The organism is Sanguibacter sp. TS_SC_8 (assembly GCF_055361235.1).
The window spans coordinates 4,036,481-4,053,741 of record NZ_CM143955.1; the positions used below are offsets into that span (position 1 = coordinate 4,036,481).

The 17,261-nt window shown below is 72.2% G+C and carries 18 protein-coding genes; 9 read left to right on the forward strand and 9 right to left on the reverse strand.

Annotation, left to right across the window (positions count from 1 at the left end; genetic code table 11):
* Nucleotides 1-19 precede the first annotated feature (19 nt).
* Complete coding sequence (locus tag ACWA15_RS18145) at nt 20-856, reverse strand: helix-turn-helix transcriptional regulator (protein ID WP_464057051.1); 837 nt, start codon at nt 854-856, stop codon at nt 20-22.
* A gap of 54 nt (nt 857-910) precedes the next feature.
* Here ACWA15_RS18145 and ACWA15_RS18150 point away from each other — a divergent pair, with 54 nt between their 5' ends.
* The 3 genes from ACWA15_RS18150 to ACWA15_RS18160 all read left to right on the forward strand — a co-directional run bounded on the left by ACWA15_RS18150 (nt 911) and on the right by ACWA15_RS18160 (nt 5,085).
* Complete coding sequence (locus ACWA15_RS18150) at nt 911-2,665, forward strand: ABC transporter transmembrane domain-containing protein (RefSeq protein ID WP_464057052.1); 1,755 nt, start codon at nt 911-913, stop codon at nt 2,663-2,665.
* Nucleotides 2,662-4,488, forward strand: coding sequence for an ABC transporter ATP-binding protein (locus ACWA15_RS18155; RefSeq protein WP_464057054.1), 1,827 nt, complete (start codon nt 2,662-2,664; stop codon nt 4,486-4,488). Before ACWA15_RS18150 ends, ACWA15_RS18155 begins: the two co-directional genes overlap by 4 nt.
* Before the next feature lie 81 nt (nt 4,489-4,569).
* Entirely contained in the window at nt 4,570-5,085 is a 516-nt protein-coding gene (locus ACWA15_RS18160) for a MarR family winged helix-turn-helix transcriptional regulator (protein WP_464057055.1), read from the forward strand.
* Between the two features lie 128 nt (nt 5,086-5,213).
* Here ACWA15_RS18160 and ACWA15_RS18165 read toward each other — a convergent pair whose 3' ends face one another.
* The 3 genes from ACWA15_RS18165 to ACWA15_RS18175 form a co-directional block, all read right to left on the reverse strand.
* A complete protein-coding gene (locus ACWA15_RS18165) occupies nt 5,214-5,387 on the reverse strand; it encodes a CsbD family protein (protein ID WP_464057057.1) in 174 nt (57 codons plus the stop codon).
* 493 nt (nt 5,388-5,880) lie between these two features.
* Nucleotides 5,881-6,537, reverse strand: a complete 657-nt coding sequence (pcp, locus tag ACWA15_RS18170) for a pyroglutamyl-peptidase I (protein ID WP_464057059.1) — start codon at nt 6,535-6,537, stop codon at nt 5,881-5,883.
* Nucleotides 6,534-7,118, reverse strand: a complete 585-nt coding sequence (locus ACWA15_RS18175; RefSeq protein ID WP_464057061.1) for a TetR/AcrR family transcriptional regulator — start codon at nt 7,116-7,118, stop codon at nt 6,534-6,536. Before ACWA15_RS18175 ends, pcp begins: the two co-directional genes overlap by 4 nt.
* Before the next feature lie 74 nt (nt 7,119-7,192).
* Between ACWA15_RS18175 and ACWA15_RS18180 the strand changes: the two genes are divergently transcribed.
* Nucleotides 7,193-8,776, forward strand: a complete 1,584-nt coding sequence (locus ACWA15_RS18180; protein ID WP_464057063.1) for an MFS transporter — start codon at nt 7,193-7,195, stop codon at nt 8,774-8,776.
* 22 nt (nt 8,777-8,798) lie between these two features.
* On the opposite strand, the gene ACWA15_RS18185 is transcribed toward ACWA15_RS18180, so the two are convergent.
* A complete protein-coding gene (locus tag ACWA15_RS18185; protein WP_464057064.1) occupies nt 8,799-9,014 on the reverse strand; it encodes a hypothetical protein in 216 nt (71 codons plus the stop codon).
* 270 nt (nt 9,015-9,284) lie between these two features.
* Here ACWA15_RS18185 and ACWA15_RS18190 point away from each other — a divergent pair, with 270 nt between their 5' ends.
* The 5 genes from ACWA15_RS18190 to ACWA15_RS18210 all read left to right on the forward strand — a co-directional run bounded on the left by ACWA15_RS18190 (nt 9,285) and on the right by ACWA15_RS18210 (nt 13,135).
* A complete protein-coding gene (locus tag ACWA15_RS18190) occupies nt 9,285-10,055 on the forward strand; it encodes a VOC family protein (protein ID WP_464057066.1) in 771 nt (256 codons plus the stop codon).
* Between the two features lie 160 nt (nt 10,056-10,215).
* Entirely contained in the window at nt 10,216-11,415 is a 1,200-nt protein-coding gene (locus ACWA15_RS18195) for a toxic anion resistance protein (RefSeq protein WP_464057068.1), read from the forward strand.
* A gap of 69 nt (nt 11,416-11,484) precedes the next feature.
* Nucleotides 11,485-11,934 carry a hypothetical protein gene (locus ACWA15_RS18200; RefSeq protein WP_464057069.1) on the forward strand — a complete coding sequence of 150 codons (450 nt, stop codon included), beginning with the start codon at nt 11,485-11,487 and terminating at the stop codon, nt 11,932-11,934.
* Between the two features lie 11 nt (nt 11,935-11,945).
* A complete protein-coding gene (locus ACWA15_RS18205; RefSeq protein WP_464057070.1) occupies nt 11,946-12,518 on the forward strand; it encodes a TerD family protein in 573 nt (190 codons plus the stop codon).
* Nucleotides 12,515-13,135, forward strand: a complete 621-nt coding sequence (locus ACWA15_RS18210; protein WP_464057072.1) for a hypothetical protein — start codon at nt 12,515-12,517, stop codon at nt 13,133-13,135. The genes ACWA15_RS18205 and ACWA15_RS18210 overlap by 4 nt, the downstream gene beginning before the upstream one ends.
* On the opposite strand, the gene ACWA15_RS18215 is transcribed toward ACWA15_RS18210, so the two are convergent.
* From ACWA15_RS18215 to ACWA15_RS18230, 4 genes are read right to left on the reverse strand one after another with little or no spacing between them, the layout of a single operon-like run.
* On the reverse strand, nt 13,123-14,442 hold the full coding sequence (locus ACWA15_RS18215) for an aromatic amino acid lyase (protein WP_464057073.1): 1,320 nt from the start codon (nt 14,440-14,442) through the stop codon (nt 13,123-13,125). The genes ACWA15_RS18210 and ACWA15_RS18215 overlap by 13 nt on opposite strands.
* Nucleotides 14,443-14,445: 3 nt before the next feature.
* On the reverse strand, nt 14,446-15,630 hold the full coding sequence (locus ACWA15_RS18220) for a hypothetical protein (RefSeq protein WP_464057074.1): 1,185 nt from the start codon (nt 15,628-15,630) through the stop codon (nt 14,446-14,448).
* Nucleotides 15,630-16,202, reverse strand: coding sequence for a 1-acyl-sn-glycerol-3-phosphate acyltransferase (locus ACWA15_RS18225; RefSeq protein WP_464059552.1), 573 nt, complete (start codon nt 16,200-16,202; stop codon nt 15,630-15,632). Before ACWA15_RS18225 ends, ACWA15_RS18220 begins: the two co-directional genes overlap by 1 nt.
* A 47-nt stretch (nt 16,203-16,249) precedes the next feature.
* Nucleotides 16,250-17,200: a tetratricopeptide repeat protein gene (locus ACWA15_RS18230; RefSeq protein WP_464057075.1), complete on the reverse strand. Its 951-nt coding sequence runs from the start codon at nt 17,198-17,200 to the stop codon at nt 16,250-16,252.
* Nucleotides 17,201-17,261 lie beyond the last annotated feature (61 nt).

Sequence of the window (17,261 nt, forward strand, 5' to 3'; positions counted from 1 at the left end):
CTCCTGGGGCGTTCAGGGGTCATCGGTCGCCCGGACCGGCCAGGGAGTGTTCGTGACCGGCCCGGGTGGAGGACACGTACCACCCCGGGGTGTGCCCGAGCACGCGGCGGAAGGACTGCACGAAGGCGCTCGGGGTCGCATAGCCGACCCGCCTGCTGACCACCCCCACCGGCAGCCCGCCGGCCAGCAGCCCGACGGCGACCCGGATCCGGGCGTGGATCCGCCACTGGGCGAAGGTCATCCCGGTCTCGCGGTGGAAGAGCCGGGACAGGTTGCGGACGCTGATCGAGACCTCACGGCCCCAGTCCTCGAGGGAGCGCGGGTCGGCAGGGTCGGCGAGCAGGCTCCGGGCGACGCTCGCGAGCCGGGGATCCTTGGGCATCGGCAGCACCATCGGCCCGACGTCGACCGGGTCGATGAGGTTGACGACGAGCTGCTCGGCCTGGCCGCGCACCGGCGGTGCCATGTCGAAGGTCGCCATGTGCAGGAGCAGCTCACGGACCGCGGGCAGGACCGCGACGGCCGTGGTGCGCGCGGTCAGGGCGGCCGGCACGCTCGCGTCGACGTGGGTGCAGTAGAAGCCGGTCCCGCTGGCCGACTGCACCGCGTGGGTCACCCCGGCCGGGATCCACAGCCCCATGGTCGACGGCACGGCGAAGAACCCGTCCGCGGTCTCCACGGTGAGCAGCCCCTGCGCACCCCAGAGCAGCTCGTGCACGTCGTGGACGTGGGTGTCCCAGCGCCCCGGCGCGCTCGGGGGGAAGTGGGCGGTCCGCACGGACCGCACCATGGGTGCGGCGGAGGTGGTGTCCGGGTCCGCGGTGCGCGCGGACGGGATCTGGCCTGTGAGCGACATAGGTCGGCACGCTATCCCATTGAGGCCGCCCTGGGTAAGGGCTACCTTACTGACATGCCCCGTCCCGTCGCGCCAGATCCTGCCACGTGGTCCACCGCCCGCGCCCTCGCCTTCACGGTCCTCGGCGCACGCCGCTGGCTGCTGCTGGCCGGCGGGACGGCCGCCTTCGTCACCCACCAGATCTGCGAGGCGCTCGTCCCGGTCCTGGTCGGCGCGGTCGTCGACCACGCGATCCTGCCCCACGACGCCCGCGCCCTGGGTCTCTGGCTCGGCGTCCTGGCCGCCGTCTTCACCGTGCTGTCCCTGGCCTGGCGCCTGGGTATGCGCGCGACCGTGCGGGTCTACTCCTACGGCGCGCACGACCTGCGCCACCTCGTCGTCCGCCGCACCCTCGACCCTCGTGGCATGCGCACCCCTCGCGCCCCGGGCGAGGCGCTCGCCGTCGCGTCGTCGGACACCTCCCGGGTCGCCGGCCTCGCCTGGCTGGTCAGCGGCAACCTCGCAGCGCTCGCCGCGATCGTCACGACCGCCGTCTCGCTTCTCGTGATCTCGGTGCCGCTGGGGCTCGCGGTCCTGGTCACGACACCGCTGATGCTCGTGGTGATGCACTACCTGTCGGTCCCGCTCGAGGCGCGCAGCGAGCACGAGCAGGCGGCCGCGGCCCGGGCCGGTTCCCTCGCCACGGACTTCGTCACCGGGCTGCGGGTGCTCAAGGCCCTTGGCGCCGAGGACGCCGCCGGGCGCCGCTACCGGGCGGCGAGCCGGCTCTCCCTCGCCGCCGCCCTCCGCGCGGTCCGGGCCCGGGCCGGGTACTCGGCGGTGAGCACCGCCCTGGCCGCGGCCTTCCTGGCCGGGATCGCCCTCGCCGCGGCCTGGATGGCGCTCGACGGCGCGATCACCATCGGTGAGCTCGTCGCCGTCGTCGGTCTGGCGCAGTTCGTCCAGGGCCCGATGGCCACCCTCGGCTTCCTCGGGGTGGACCTCGCGCAGAAGCGCGCGTCGACCACGCGGGTGCGCCGCCTGCTCGCCGAGGAGCCGGCGCTCCCCGCCGCTGCACCTGAGCCCGCGGAGCCCGGCCCACCCGACGCCGAGCCCGGCCCGTCCCGACACCGGCGAGCGGCGCTGCTGTCCTTCCACTCGTCCACGGCATCGACCCCGAGCACTCACGTCCGCGCCGGGGACGTCGTCGGGCTAGTGCTCTCCGACCCCCGCGCGGCCACCGACCTGGTCGACGTCCTGGGGTTCCGCACCCCCGCGGTCCCCGGGACCGTCTCGCTCGAGGGCCGCGACATCGCCGGTGTCCCGGCGACCCTGGGTCGCGGCCTCGTCTTCGCCGCCCAGCACGACGGCGCGATCTTCACCGCCTCGGTCCGCGACAACCTGCTCCGCCCGGCCGGGGCCGACCCCTGTGACGGCCCCGGCGGCCTCGACCCGCGGGCCCTGGCTGCCTCCGGCGTCGAGGAGGTGCTCACCCACCTGCCCGACGCCGCGGACAGCCACCTCACCGCCCAGGGCCGCAACCTCTCAGGCGGTCAGCGTCAGCGCGTGCTGCTCGGTCGGGCCCTGCACCGCTCCGAACCGGTCCTCGTGCTCCACGACCCGACCACGGCGGTGGACACCATGACCGAGGCCGCCATCGCGGCCGGCCTGCGGTCCTTCCCCGAGAAGGCGCTCGTGCTCGTCACCACGAGCCCGACCCTGCTGGCCGCCTGCGACCGGGTCGTCCTCATGACGACGACCGACCACCTCACCGGGACCCATCGTGAGCTCTGCGACCACCCCGCCTACCGCGAGCTGGTGTCGTCGTGAAGCTCATCCTGCCCATCGCCTCGACCGCGCAGACCCGCGCCGGCACGTGGCGGCTGCTCACCCGGCGCCGAGGGCGCCTCGCGCTGACCGTGGCCGTGCTGCTGCTCGCCGCAGTCACCGCCCTGGCGACCCCGGCCCTGCTCGGGGTCATGATCAACGTCGTCGCCGGCTCCGGCCGGGACGCGGACCTCTTCTGGGCCGCCGCGGCGCTGCTGGTCACCGGCGCCGCGAGCGCGACTCTGGGCTTCACCGGCCAGACGATGCTCGCGGCCCTGTGCGAGAGCGCTCTGGCCGACCTCCGCGAGGACGTGTTCGACGCCGCCCTCGCCCAGCCGGTCGACCGGATCGAGAAGGCCGGCGTGGGCGACGTCGTGGCGCGGGTCTCAGGCGACGTCGAGGCGGTCGGGGAGGCGATCTCCGGGGTGCTGCCGGCCTTCACCTCGGCGGCCTTCACCATCGCCATGACCGTCGTCGGCCTGGGCGTGATCGACTGGCGCTTCGCGGTCGCCGCGCTCCTCTCCGCACCCGTCCAGGTCACCGCGCTGCGCTGGTTCCTGCGCCGGTCGGCGCCGGTCTACCGGCAGGTCCGGGTCGCCGAGGCGGAGCGCACGGAGCAGATCATCGAGTCCGTGAGCAGCGCCGGCACGGTCGTCTCCCTCGGCCTCAGCGGTCATCACGAAGACCTGGTCAACCGTGCCTCGACGCGGGCGATCGGCCTCTCGATCGACGGCATCAACCTGCTCACCCGCTTCTACAACCGGCTCAACCTCGCCGAGCTCATCGGCCTCGCCGCGGTGCTCGGCGTCGGGTTCTGGCTCGTGTCCGCCGGTGACGTGAGCGTCGGTGCGGCGACGGCCGCCGCGCTCTACTTCCACCGCCTTTTCGACCCGATCGGCATGGTGCTCGGGGAGTTCGACGAGCTGCAGAAGGCCGCGGCCGGGCTGAGCCGGCTCTTCGGGCTGACGCAGATGCCGCGGACCGCCGGGACGCCCGCCCCCGCGCCGACGCCGGACCGCTCCGTCGTGGTCGAGGACGTGAGCTTCACCTACGGCGACCGCCCCACCCTGGACGCGGTGAGCCTGCACGTCGCCCCGGGCGAGCACGTGGCCGTCGTCGGCGCGTCGGGGGCGGGCAAGACGACGCTCGCCAAGATCGTGCTCGGGCTGCACCCCCCGGCGAGCGGTGCGGTGCGGGTGGCCGGGGTCGACGTCGTCGGCCAGGGAGCTGCCGGGCTGCACGGGCGGGTCGCGATGGTCAGCCAGGAGGTGCACGTCTTCTCCGGCACGCTGGCCGAGGACCTGCGCCTGGTCGCCCCGGAGGCCGACGACGCGACCCTCGCCGGAGTGCTCGCGCGCGTCGGCGCCCACTGGGTGCGCGACCTGGACGGCGGCCTGGCTACCGCCGTCGGCGCGGGTGGTCACGAGCTCACCGCCGACCAGGCGCAGCAGCTTGCGCTGGCCCGGCTCATCCTGGCCGACCCGGCCGTGGTCGTGCTCGACGAGGCGACCGCCGAGGCCGGCACCGGCTCCGCGCGGGCGCTGGACGCGGCGGCCCGGGAGGCTGTCGCCGGGCGCACCGCGATCGTCATCGCCCACCGGCTGAGCCAGGCTGCCTCGGCGGACCGGGTGGTCGTCATGGCGGCGGGGACGATCGTCGAGGTGGGCACGCACGACGCCCTCCGCGCGGCGGACGGTCCGTACGCGGCCCTCTGGTCGGCCTGGTCCCTCACCACCGATCCCGCCCCGCCAGCTCCCGCCAGCCCGCCAGCTCCCGCGGTCCGATCAGGTACGGGGCGTGCTCTCGACGACGGTGCGTGCGTCTGACGGCACGCCCCGTCGTCAAGAGCACGCCCCGTCCGAGAAGAGAACAGTTGAATCATCAAACATTTGCTCTAGGATGAGATCATGAGCGCCGAACCTTCCCCCCCGGACACCCCCCGCTGGCTCGACGCGGAGGAGAACGAGACCTGGCTCCAGTTCTCCGAGATCATGATCCGGATGCCGTCGGCCCTCGACTCCCAGCTCCAGCACGACGCCGGGATCAGCTTCTACGAGTACATGGTCCTGGCGATGCTCTCCGAGCAGGAGGACCGGACCCTGGGCATGGGCCACCTCGCGCGCCTCACGAGCGGGTCGCTCTCGCGACTGTCGCACGTGGTCAAGCGGCTCGAGGCGCAGGGCTTCGTGACCCGCCAACCCAGCCCGCACGACCGCCGTCACACGAACGCGATCCTCACCGACACCGGGCTGGCCAAGATCGTCGAGGCCGCCCCGGGCCACGTCGCCAACGTCCGCCGTCTGGTCTTCGACGCCCTGACCCCCGCCCAGGCCCAGGGGCTGCGGGACGCGTCATCGACCATCCGCGCCCAGATCGACCCGAGCGGGGAGTGCGACATCTCGATCAACGCCCCGCGCGGCTGACCGAGAACCCAGACCACCCCAGACCACCCCAGGCCGCCCCGGACACGCCGCGAGCCCGCCCCGACGTGCGGGGCGGGCTCGCGGCACGGCCGGCGCACAGCGCCAGCTGCTCAGTCGTTCAAGGCGTCTCAGTCCTTGAAGGCATCCTTGACGTTCTCGCCGGCCTGCTTGAGCGAGGCCTTGCTCTGGTCAGCCTTGCCCTCAGCCTCGAGACGCTCGTTGCCCGTGGCCTTGCCGGTCGCCTCTTCGGCCTTGCCCTTGGCGTCCTCAGCGGCGTTCTTCATCTTGTCTCCGATACCCACGGATCCTCCAGCGCTTGGTTCACGGTGCCGCGCGGGTCGTCGCGCGGATCCACTCGACCGTATGTCGGCGATCGCCGGACCGCATCTGGGAGGGCCGGGGCCCCACCGACCTCGCGCTGTCGTCCCCCGCTCGACTCGTGCGTACTGTGATCGCCATGAAGATCGACCCCTCGCGCGCCGATCAGGCAGAGGCGGCCCGGTTCGATGGCCGGCTCGATGGGCCGGTCAGTTCACCGCACCGACGCTCAGCGACGGGCGCGGGAACGGGGTCGACGCCAGGACATCCTCACGCAGCAGCTCTACGTCGTCGCAAGGACGCGCAAGAGGAGCGTCTGGACGGATCTGGGTGGCGGCTTCGCCCTCGTCCCGGTGGTGCTGTGGGAGTGCGTCGCCGGGACCCTTCGGGCGCTGACGAGACGCCGGGCGACAGCCCGAGTGCGCGACACGCTTTCCGGAAGAGTCCGTGCGGACGTCGGCGGCGGCAGACGTGGGGCTAGTGCGTCGCGCCCGCCGCCAGGGCCAGGTCTGTCGTCGTCGTCAGGCTCGTGCGCACGATCGTCACGAGTCCGGCCGCCATCGTCTCGACCGTCATGGACGGGTGCGGCGTCCCAGCGGCCTGCTCGGGGGCGTAGGGCACATGGACGAACCCCCCGCGCGGCCCGGGCCGGTCAGCCGCGAGCGCGTGCATGAGCGCGTAGAACACGTGGTTGCACACGAAGGTCCCGGCCGTCTGCGACACGACCGCAGGTATCCCGGCGGTGGTCAGCGCCGCGAGCGCGGCCTTGATCGGCAGCGTCGCGAAGTACGCGGCGGGCCCGCTGGCCACCACGGTCGTGTCGACAGGTGAGGCGCCGGCGTTGTCGGGGATGCGGGCGTCGTCGATGTTGATCGCCACTCGCTCGAGCGCGAGCGTCGCCGTCCCGCCCGCCTGCCCGACGGCGATCACCAGCTCCGGACGCAGCCGCACGACCGCGTCCCGCAGCACCTCAGCGGCGCGGCCGAACTCGACCGGCACCTCGAGGACCTCCAGAGCCTCCGGCCCGTCCCACAGCTCCCGGGCGCGCTGCACGGCCTGCCACGACGGGTTGGTGGTCGCCCCGGCGAAGGGCTCGAAGCCGGTCAGCAGGACGGTGGCGCGGACGGCGCTCACCGGGACTCCTCCACCCGGGACACCGCCACCCGAGACTCCGCCACGAGCTCCACGACCCGGGCGATGACCAGCTGGTCTGCCTCGGGCCGGGCGGAGCCGATCAGTGCGTGCAGGTAGAGGCCGTCGCCGACGAGCTGGACGAGACGGGCCAGGACCGGGTCCGTGATCTCCTGGGCGATCACCGCATACCAGTACTCGAAGGTGTCGGCGAGGGCCGTCTCGACGTCGACCTCCTGCACCCCGACCAGGCGCAGGGCCGCCAGGACCGACCGGGTGCCCGGGTCGTCCGGGACCGCAGACACGTCGAGATACGCCGCGACCAGGCCCTGCGGTGCGGTCCGGGTGCGCTCGGCGTCCTGCGCGGACGTCGTCCGCAGCCGCGCGAGGAAGCCCTCGTAGAGCGCCTCCTTCGAACCGAAGTGGTAGAGCAGCCCGCCCTTGGACACACCGGCGCGGGCGGCGACCGCCTCGAGGGTCGCGGCCGAGGACCCGCCCTCCATGAGGAGGGTCTCGAGGGCGTCGAGGAGCAGCTCACGGGTGGCCGGCGGGCGGGCGGGCGAGGGCCTGGTGATGGAGGACACGGTCCCACCCTACGCCAGCAGTACCGTCCAGCCGGTACAGTAAGCGTCGATCCACTCATGAAAGAGGCGCAGCCATGCCCGGCACCCCGTCCCCCACCCTCGCCGCGAGTCCCGCACCCGGACCCGCGACCACCACCCCGGTCCGCGCCGGCCGGCGCGCCTGGCTCGCGCTCGTCGTCCTCATGCTGCCGGTGCTGCTGGTGAGCATCGACAACACGGTGCTGTCCTTCGCCGTCCCCCAGCTCAGCCTCGCGCTCGCCCCGAGCTCGACCCAGCTGCTGTGGATCGTCGACATCTACCCGCTCATGCTCGCGGGCCTGCTGGTGACGATGGGCACCCTCGGCGACCGGGTCGGGCGCCGCCGCCTCCTGCTGCTCGGCGCCGCGGGCTTCGGCGCGGTGAGCGTCTACGCGGCCTTCGCCTCGGACGCCTCCCACCTCATCGCCGCCCGCGCCCTGCTCGGTCTCTTCGGGGCGATGCTCATGCCCTCGACCCTGTCGTTGCTGCGCAACCTCTTCATCGACGACAACCAGCGCCGTCTCGCGATCGCCATCTGGGCCTCAGCCTTCTCCGCCGGCGCGGCCCTGGGCCCGATCGTCGGCGGCTGGCTGCTCGAGCACTTCTGGTGGGGCTCGGTGTTCCTGCTCAACGTCCCGGTGCTCATCGCCCTGCTCGTGGCTGCCCCGTTCCTCATCCCCGAGTCCCGCAACCCGCTCGCGGCGCGCCTCGACCTGCCCAGCGTGGGCCTGTCGATCGCGACGATGCTGCCCGTCGTCTTCGCCGTGAAGACCTTCGCCACCCACGGAGCCACGCCGCTCGCCCTGGGCTCGCTCGCCACCGGCATGATCCTCGGGACACTCTTCGTCCGTCGCCAGGTCGGGCGCACCGACCCCCTGCTCGACGTCCGGCTGTTCCGCGACCGGATCTTCTCGGCATCGGTCACAGCCAACTTCATGGCGATCTTCGCCTTCTCCGGTCTCGTCTTCTTCGTCTCCCAGTTCCTCCAGCTGGTCCTGGGGCTGTCGCCGATGACCGCCGGCTGGTACCTGCTGCCCGGTGCGATCTCCGCCGTCGTCATGGGCCTGGGCGCGGTGGCCCTGGCCAAGGTGGCCCCGATGTGGGTGCTCGTCCCGGCCGGGCTGCTGCTGGCGGCCGCTGGCTACCTGCTCGGGATGACCATCACCGGGTCGTCCTCGGTCGGGGTCATCGTCGCGCTCTTCGTGCTCGTGGGCGGCGGCGCGGGGCTCGCCGAGACCCTCACCAACGACGCGATCCTCGCCTCGGTGCCACCCGAGCGCGCCGGGGCGGCGTCGGGCATCTCCGAGACGGCCTACGAGCTCGGCGCCTCCCTCGGCGTCGCCGTGCTCGGCAGCGTGCTCGCGGTCTTCTACCGCACCCGCCTCGAGCTCCCCGCGGGGCTCGACCCCACCACGGCCGACGCCGCCCAGCAGACCCTGGGCGGCGCGGTGCACGCGGCCGAGGGGCTCCCCGCGGAGCTCGCGACTCCCCTGCTCGACGCCGCGCGCGACGCCTTCTCCCAGGGTGTCGTGGCGACGTCGGCCATCGGGCTGGTGCTCATGGTCGTCGCCGCGCTCGGCGTCGGCCTGGCGCTGCGCTCGCGCACCCGCGGGACGACGGTCGCGGGCCCGAGCACCTGACCCCGCACCACCCCGGTCGCGCTCACCCCCGGCCGAACCGCTTCCCGCCGTACTTCTTGTGGACGGCCTGCCGGCTCACCCCCAGCACCCGTGCGATGTCCGCCCACGACGCACCGGTCACCCGCGCCCGGCGCACCACGGTCGCCTCGGCGCGGCTCACCTCGCGCTGCAGCTCGGCCACCGCAGCCAGCGCGCTCAACGGGTCCTCGTCGCCCGACCTGACCACCAGTGCGCTCATCTCCGACTCACCCACCTCGACCACTCTCCTCCGATATCGACTCTGTCAATCTATGTTGACGCCCCCAAGGCGTCAACCGTTGTTGACGCCTTGTGCTGCACGGGCGGAGCGCGGCGACCGGTCGGCAGCGGCCGACGGCGCCTGTGCGGCTCCCCGAGACGCCGTCACCTCGCCGTCCTACGCTGGTGGGAGCGGCGTCGTCGGCGTCGCGGGCGGTCATCGGACCCCACTCCGGCGAGCGCACACCCGAGATCGTCCGAGGAGACAACCATGACCACTCGTGACTCCGTGCACCCGGGCGCACCCTGCTGGATCGACCTGGCCACCTCCGACCCCGGCCGCGCCGCGGACTTCTACGGCGAGCTCTTCGGCTGGGAGATGGTCGACGGTCCTGGGTACGGCGGCTATCTCAGCTTCTCCAAGGGCGGCCTGCCCGTCGCCGGGGCGATGCCGAACGAGCCCGACTCCGGCTACCCCGACTGCTGGACGACCTACCTCGCGGTGACCGACGCCGCAGCGACCACAGCCGCCGTCCGGGCCGCCGGTGGCGTGGTCCTCAACGATCCGATGGAGATCCCCACCCAGGGCGTGGTCGCGGTCTACGCCGACCCGTCGGGTGCCGTGATCGGCGTATGGCAGCCGCTCGAGCACCCGGGGTACCTCGTGCTCGAGGAGCACGGCGCTCCGATCTGGCACGAGCTGCACACCACCGGCTACGCCGCGGCGCTGGACTTCTACCGCTCGGTGTTCGGCTGGGACACCCAGGTCATGGGCGACACGGACGACTTCCGCTACACCGTGCAGATGGTGGACGGCGTGCAGCGGGCGGGCGTCATGGACGCCTCTTCCTGGCTGCCGCCGGGCGTCCCCTCCACCTGGCAGGTCTACTTCGGCTCTCAGGACGTCGCCGCCACCCTGGCTCAGGTCACGGCTCTCGGCGGGAGCATCGTCCAGCCGATCGAGGAGACCCCCTACGGTCAGCTGGCCACCGTGGCGGACCCCACCGGCGCCATCTTCAAGCTCAAGTCGCTGCAGCCCTGACCTGCAGGTCCCTTGTCCGCACGGGGGCGGGAGGTCTCTCCCGCCCACGGGTGCCCGAACGGTACAGTTGCAGATTGGAACGCCAAGACGACGCCTTCAGGCAGCACGTACTCACCGCTGCCCGCCGGCACCACCTGCCACGCGAAGAAGTGAGAGCCCGATGACCGACAGTGTGTCCCTGACCCCGCCCGGCGCGTCGCTCGTCCTGCAGGCGCCCGCACCGGTCGCCGTCGTGCAGCCCGCCCAGGTCGAGGGGATGCTCCCGGTCGAGAGCACCCGCAAGCAGGAGCTGACCGCGACCGCCACGGCCTTCGCCGACGAGCTCGCGACCCTCACCCCCAACAGCCCCGAGCTGCAGGCCAAGGTCACCGAGATCACCAACCTGGGCCGCCAGGAGATCTCCGCGGCGGCGAACGCCTCCAACCGCATGCTCGAGCGCCCGGCCTCCGCGCTGGCCGCCGCCAAGGGCAACGGCGACGGCGGGGACGCCCAGGCGCGGGTCGCCAAGACCCTCACCGACCTGCGCTTCCAGGTCGAGGACCTCACCCCCAACCGGGCCGACCTCACCGGCGCGCGCAAGATCCTCGGGTTCATCCCCGGCGGGTCGAAGATCGCGCGGTACTTCGAGAAGTACAAGTCCGCCCAGTCCCAGCTCGACTCGATTACCCGGGCTCTGGAGGCCGGGCAGGACGAGCTGCGCAAGGACAACGCGAGCATCGAGCAGGAGAAGGTCAACCTGTGGACCACCATGGGGACCCTGTCGGAGTACGCGATCCTGCTCTCCAACCTCGACCAGGCGGTCGAGACGAAGATCGTCGCGGTCGAGGCGAGCTCCCCTGAGAAGGCCAAGGCCATGCGCGCCGACGTGCTCTTCGCCGTCCGTCAGCGCCACGAGGACATCCTCACCCAGCTGGCGGTCTCCGCCCAGGGCTACCTCGCGATGGACATGGTCCGCGCCAACAACGTCGAGCTCATCAAGGGCGTCGACCGGGCCCGCACCACGACGCTCTCGGCGTTGCGCACCGCCGTCATCGTCGCGCAGGCGCTGACCAACCAGCGCCTGGTCCTCGACCAGATCACCGCGCTGAACAAGACCACGAGCGACCTCATCGCCTCCAACGCCGAGATGCTCAAGACGCAGTCCGCCGACATCCACCGCCAGGCGGCCGCCTCGACCATCGAGGTCGAGAAGCTTGAGAAGGCCTTCCAGGACGTCTTCGCCACGATGGACGCGATCGACACCTTCCGCGCCGAGGCCGCCACGTCCATGGCGACGACGATCACGTCGCTGCAGGGTCAGATCGAGCGGGCCCAGCCCTACCTCGAGCGGGCGCAGTCCCGCAACGAGATCACGTCCTGACCCAGCTCGTCGAGCACCCGACGCCGGGCACCACGCCGCACCGCACACCGCTGACCAGGAGGGGAGACCATGAGCTGGCTCTTCGGACGCTCCAAGGCGCCCGCGGCCCCGGTCTCCCCGCCGCCCGCCCCGGAACGGTCCTTCCACGACGACATGGGCTCCCGGATCCAGGCGCTGCGCGGCTCGACCCGCCAGAGCGGGGGGCACCTGCCGGTCAAGGCGTCGATCCAGCTCTTCGCCATGCTCGACCTGCTGGCCGACCTCCTCGACCACACGACCGTCGCGCTGCCCACCATCGACGAGCAGATCGCCATCGAGTTCATGCTCAAGGACTACATCCCGTCGACGGTCAACGCGTACTTCGCCTCCCGGGCCGCCCCCGAGGTCAAGGACGCGCAGCTGGTCAGCCAGCTCCAGCTGCTCCTCGACCGGGCGCACTCGATGGTCACGGCCGTCTACGCTCACGACAGCGCACAGCTTGAGATCAACGGCCGTTTCCTCCGCGAAAAGTTTGGGTGAGCGAAGCACACATGTCTCCAGTCACACTCGTCCGGGGCGCCAACGCCTCGGTCACCAACCTGCTCCCGGCCGTCTCCAGCATCACCGTGGGCTTCTCCTGGACGGTCGTCCAGAGCAACGGCCCGGCCACCGAGGTCGTCGCGTGCGCGATCGTCTGCGGGCAGGACGGCAAGGCCGTCTCCGGTGAGCACGTGGTGTTCTTCAACCAGATGCTCAGCCCCGACGAGGACGTCGCCTACGACCCCGACGGCTCGCTGCCCGGCGGGGACGCCGAGCAGATCGACGTGTCCCTGGCGAAGATCCCGTCGAACGTCATGAGCATCGCCCTCGTCCTCTACGTCAACCCTGACCTGCGCAACCCCGGCACCTTCGACAGCGTGCGCGACGCCGTCGTGCGGGTCCTGGACCGCAGCGGCGCCGAGGCGCTGCGCTACGCGATCGAGACCAAGGACCTGGGCCCCACCAGCGCTGTCGTCGCCGCCGAGCTCTACCGGCGCGGCAACGAGTGGAAGTTCCGCGCCGTCGGGCAGGGCTATGCCGGCGGGGTGCGCGACGTCGCGAAGAGCTACGGGTTCACCTTGTGAGCCACCAGTCCCCCGGCCCGGGCGGGCGCAGCACGGTCGTGGACGGGTTCTTGCGCCGCCGCCCGCCGCGCCGGCCCCCCGCCACGAGCGCGCCGGTGACCACGACCCTCTCGATCCACCCGACGGCCGCGCCCGGGGAGCCGGAGCCCCAGGGCACGGCGGCGGCCTACGGCGTCCCGCGGGTCCAGACCGCCGGGCACCTCGACCCCTCGCACCCGATGGTGGCCCTGACGCGCCTGCAGTCAGCCATCGGCTCGCTGCGGGTGGTCATCGACGGCGACGCCACCGGCTGCGACGTGCTGTGGGAGCTCGACGACCTGCGCCGCGGCTCCCTGAGCCGGGTGCCCCTCGACGGCGGGCGCCGTCCGCTGGTCTCCCCGGACAAGTCCCCCGGGTTCGTCCTCGGGCTGCGCCACGCCCGGTCCCTGCGCCGGGTGGTCTTCTGGTTCCCGGCGGCCGAGGCCGTCTCGGTGGTCCTCGTCGACGACACGGTCATCCGGTGCGACGCGGCGGTCCGCGTCCTGGCGGTCTACCAGCTCGAGGGTGAGCTGTTCCTGCGCTATGACAACGAGGCGTACGCCAGCCTCGACGAGGTCCGCGCGGCCTACGGCTTCTGACCGATCACGCCGAGCAGGTCGGGAAGGCTCAGACCTCCTTGGCCGAGGAAGTTCTCCAGCACGGTCGCGCGCACCGCGTCCACGGTCGCGGGGTCGACGTCGACAAAGCCGTCGACGAGGTCGAGGGCGTCGCTGGTGATCTCCACCTGGCGCAGCACGTGGTGGGCGGCGAGCAGCGCGCCGTCGCGCAGGTCCTCGATGCCTTCGGAGTCGGCCCCGACGAACCGGACCTGCGGTGAGCCCAGCACGGAGACCTGCTCGAGCAGGGCGGCGGCCACCTTCGGGGGTTGGACCAGTGCCGGAACGGGGGCGGAGGCCGCCCGCTGCAGGGTCGCGGTCCGGTGCTCGACGAACCGCTGCGCGACCCCGGTGACGAGCTGGAGCAGCTGGGACGCCCCGGCCAGCGCGATGGTCACCCGCTGATCGAGGAAGCTGGACTGGCTCTCAGCCACCATCGCGTCGTCGACCACGAGGAACCGAGGGTTGGCGGACGGTGCGCCGAGCACAGTGTCGAGCGCCCGACCGAGCTGGTCGACCACCGAGAGAACGGTCTGGACGAGCGGGGTCGCGTCGCGCAGCGTCACGGGCGGCTGCCCGGGGCGATCCCACGGGCAGGCAGCGCCACTCCGCTGCGCCTGGTCGAACAGCTCCACGATCGGGCGGGCGTGCGCGTCGTCGTGCAGCGGGGAGGAGCGGGGCAGCCGGCACATCACGGTGGCCGCCGCCACGATGCGCGCGGCGACGTCGACGACCCGCAGGCCGGCGAGGACCCCCCAGGCCGTCGCGACGAAGTTCCCGTTGATCAGGGCGATCGTGTCGCCGGTGCGCAGCTCGCCGAGCGAGCCGCCGGTGCGCAGGGACTGGACCCACCACGCCGCGGGCACCACGTCACCGGAGCCGTAGGACGACCCCCATGACCCCGTGGCCGGGTCCGCGGCGTGCGTCGCCGAGGCCAGCACCTCCCGGAAGGTCTGCGGATGGATGCCGCACCCGCCGTGGTGGATCTGTTCGATCTTGCACAGCGTCATGAGCCGCAGGACGGGGCCGCTCAGGACGGAGGTGGGGCCGACCAGGTGCGCCAGGAGCAGGGACTCCTGGGAGAGCGCCAGGTCACCCTCACGATCGAGGTGGCCGAGCATCGTGGAGAAGCCGTACACCGGCTCGTCCGGCCGAGCCGCCAGCATCTCCTCGATCGCCTGACGCTCGGCCTCCACCGTCGTCACGGAGGCGACCCACGCCGGGTCGAGCTCCGTCGTGGCACAGGCACCGACCACGCGGGCGAGCGCCCCGCCGTGAGAGTTGTCCACGCGTCACCTCTTCCGTATCCGGGACCCCAGCACGCCGGCGACGATCACCAGGATCGTGCCTGCGGCCGCGGCCAACAACCAGTCCGGGTCGACGCCGCGGATCCACCGCAGGATGCCGAGCCGCGACCCTTCCCCGGGCGGGTCGTCCACGCCCGAGTAGGACGTGGAGATCGCTGCGAGGACAAGATCGACGAAGGTGACCAGCGAGAGGGCGAACAGCGCGACCTCGATGACCTTCTGATACGTGCGGTCCAGCGCGGACTTGCTCTGCTCGATGATCGCCGTCGTGTCGCTCAGCCGGCTTCCCACCTTCTCCGCGACGACGGCGTAGTGCCAGGACTCCAGCTGGGAGAGAGCCGCCGCGCGTCGTGGTCCCTGCACGCTGAGCAGGAGGTCGTCGTGGGCCAGGCGATGACTGGCGATCTCCAGGGTGAGCTGTCTGATGTCGGCGAGGTGGGTGTCGTAGTCGCGCCGGTTCAGCCGGCTGCCGTCGTCGATGAGGTTGTGCACGATCTGCGCCGACCGGGTGGAGATCGCCTCGATCTCGACCCAGATCGTCTGCGCGTCGATCAGACCGCGGACCAGCTGTTCCTCGACCGGTCCCCCGGCCGCACCCCAGCCCACGATGGTGTTGTTCCCCCACCCGAACCGCGCCTCGATGAGTCCACCGCCCCCGGCACCACCGGACGCGCTGGAGGAGATCTGCCGCTCGATGACGTCTCCGTCGAGCCAGTTGTCGAGCACCTGGTCGTGGTGCTCGGCCAGCGCTGTGCGGCTCACCCAGGAGAAGGCGAGCCCGGCGAGCTCGCCGACGACGAGGGCCAGCGCCGCCGGGACGGAGGTGAGGAACTCCTCCGCGTGGATGCTGCACCGTGCCTTCTCCGCGTCGGTGCAGCGATGGCGGACCTCCAGAGCGACCATCGAGTGGTCCCGCACCCGGACGCGGGCCGCGCTCGTGACCGAGGCCGAGCAGCACCCCTCCCCCGTCAGGTCGACCTGTCCGCCGGGCAGGTGGACCCGGTCGGCATCCTGGGCAAGCTCGTTCTGCTGGAAGTCGAGACGGCTCCGCAGGACGAGCGCCGGCTGTGCGGCCGGTGCCGGAGGCGGGCTCGTCCGACGACGGCGGTGCGCCCGGACCGTGGCCTCGGGTCGCGCGGTGGTGGTGGGGGCGATGAGCAGATAGCGCATCACCTGTCCTCCTCGCGCAGGCGCGCCTCGGTGCGCCGAGACGGGTCGTGGCCGGCCTTGTCGGCGTAGTACGCGCGGATGAAGTCCATGTCCGCGTGGACGTCCCCGGTCAGGGTGAAGGTCGGTCCGAGTCCCGCGGTCATGGTCGTCCGGTCGACGAAGCCGAGGGTGATCGGCAGGCCGGCGTCCAGGGCGATCCGGTAGAAGCCCGACTTCCAGTACGTGCCGGCGCTGCGGGTGCCCTCGGGGGTGATCACGAGGTAGAAGCGCTCCCCGGCCCGGACCCGGGAGATGAGGTCCTCGACGAGCCCGCGGGGGGCCGAGCGGTCCACCGGGATCCCGCCCAGGGCCCGCATGAGCCACCCGAAGGGCGGCTTGAACAGGGCCTTCTTGCCGAGGAACTTCACCGTGATCCCGGCCTCGGCGGAGATGGCGAGCATGTGCACGAAGTCCCAGTTGGACGTGTGGGGGGCCCCGATGAGGATGCCCGCCCCGTGAGGTGGGATCGGCTCAGAGACCACCGTCCAACGGCTCAGCCGCCAGTACCCCCGGGCAATCCGTTGCCGAAGCATCACCGCTGATCAGTCCTCTTGCGTCGGTCGTGTTCGCTGGTGGGGCGTCAGTGGATGACGGGGGTGGTGGCGGCGTAGGTGGTACGTGCCTCGGCGTAGGCGGCGTCGGCCGCCTCGGTGCGCCCGAGCTCGGCGTAGATGTCGGCCAGGGCGACCAGGCAGTCGGCGACCTGACGGCGCAGACCGAGCTCGGCGTAGAGGTCTTGGGCCGCGCCGTAGGCGTTCTCGGCCTCGGTCAGGCGTGCGGTCTCCCGGAACACCAGGCCGAGCCCGATCGCGCAGTCGGCCACGCGCTGGCGCACGTCGTTGACCTCGTAGTACGCGATCGCCGAGTGGTAGGCCTCCTCGGCGAGGACGTAGCGGCGCGACGTCGCGTAGATCCCGCCCAGGCTGACGGTCGCGCTGGCCACCTCGCGCTGCAGGTTCTGCGCGCGGTAGAAGTCCCGGGCACGGGAGTAGGCGACCTCCGCCTCGGAGAACTGCTCGGTCCCCCACAGCACGAGGCCGAGGTTCATCTGGCAGTCAGCAACCTGCCGGTGCAGGTTGTTGGCCTGGTAGTAGTCCAACGCCGCGGTGTAGGCGGCCTGCGCGTCGACCCCGCGCTCGGCGTCCCAGAAGAGGTCACCGAGGTTGACCGCGCAGGTCGCGGCCTCGTGATGCAGGTCGTGCGCAGCGAAGTAGGTCCGGGCCTGGGTGAACGCCGCTTCGGCCTCGTCGAACCGCCGGACAGACCGGTAGACGTTGCCGAGGTTCGCGGTGCAGTTCGCGGCCAGCCGGTGGAGCCCGTGCGCCGTGTAGTAGCTGAGCGCCTGCTCATAGGCGGCCTCGGCCTCGGCGTAGCGGTCGGTCGCACGGTAGACGACGCCGAGCTTGACGGTGCAGTCGACGGCACGGTCCTCGAGCTCGAGGTCGGTGAACTCCTCACGGGCCGCCGACCACTCCCGCTCGGCGCTGGGGAGGTCACCGTCGGCGAAGGCCGCGATGGCACGGTGGAACATTTCATCGGCGGCGCGTCGTCGCGCAGCAGGCGCAGGTGTCCGGTCCATGGCGACGACTGTA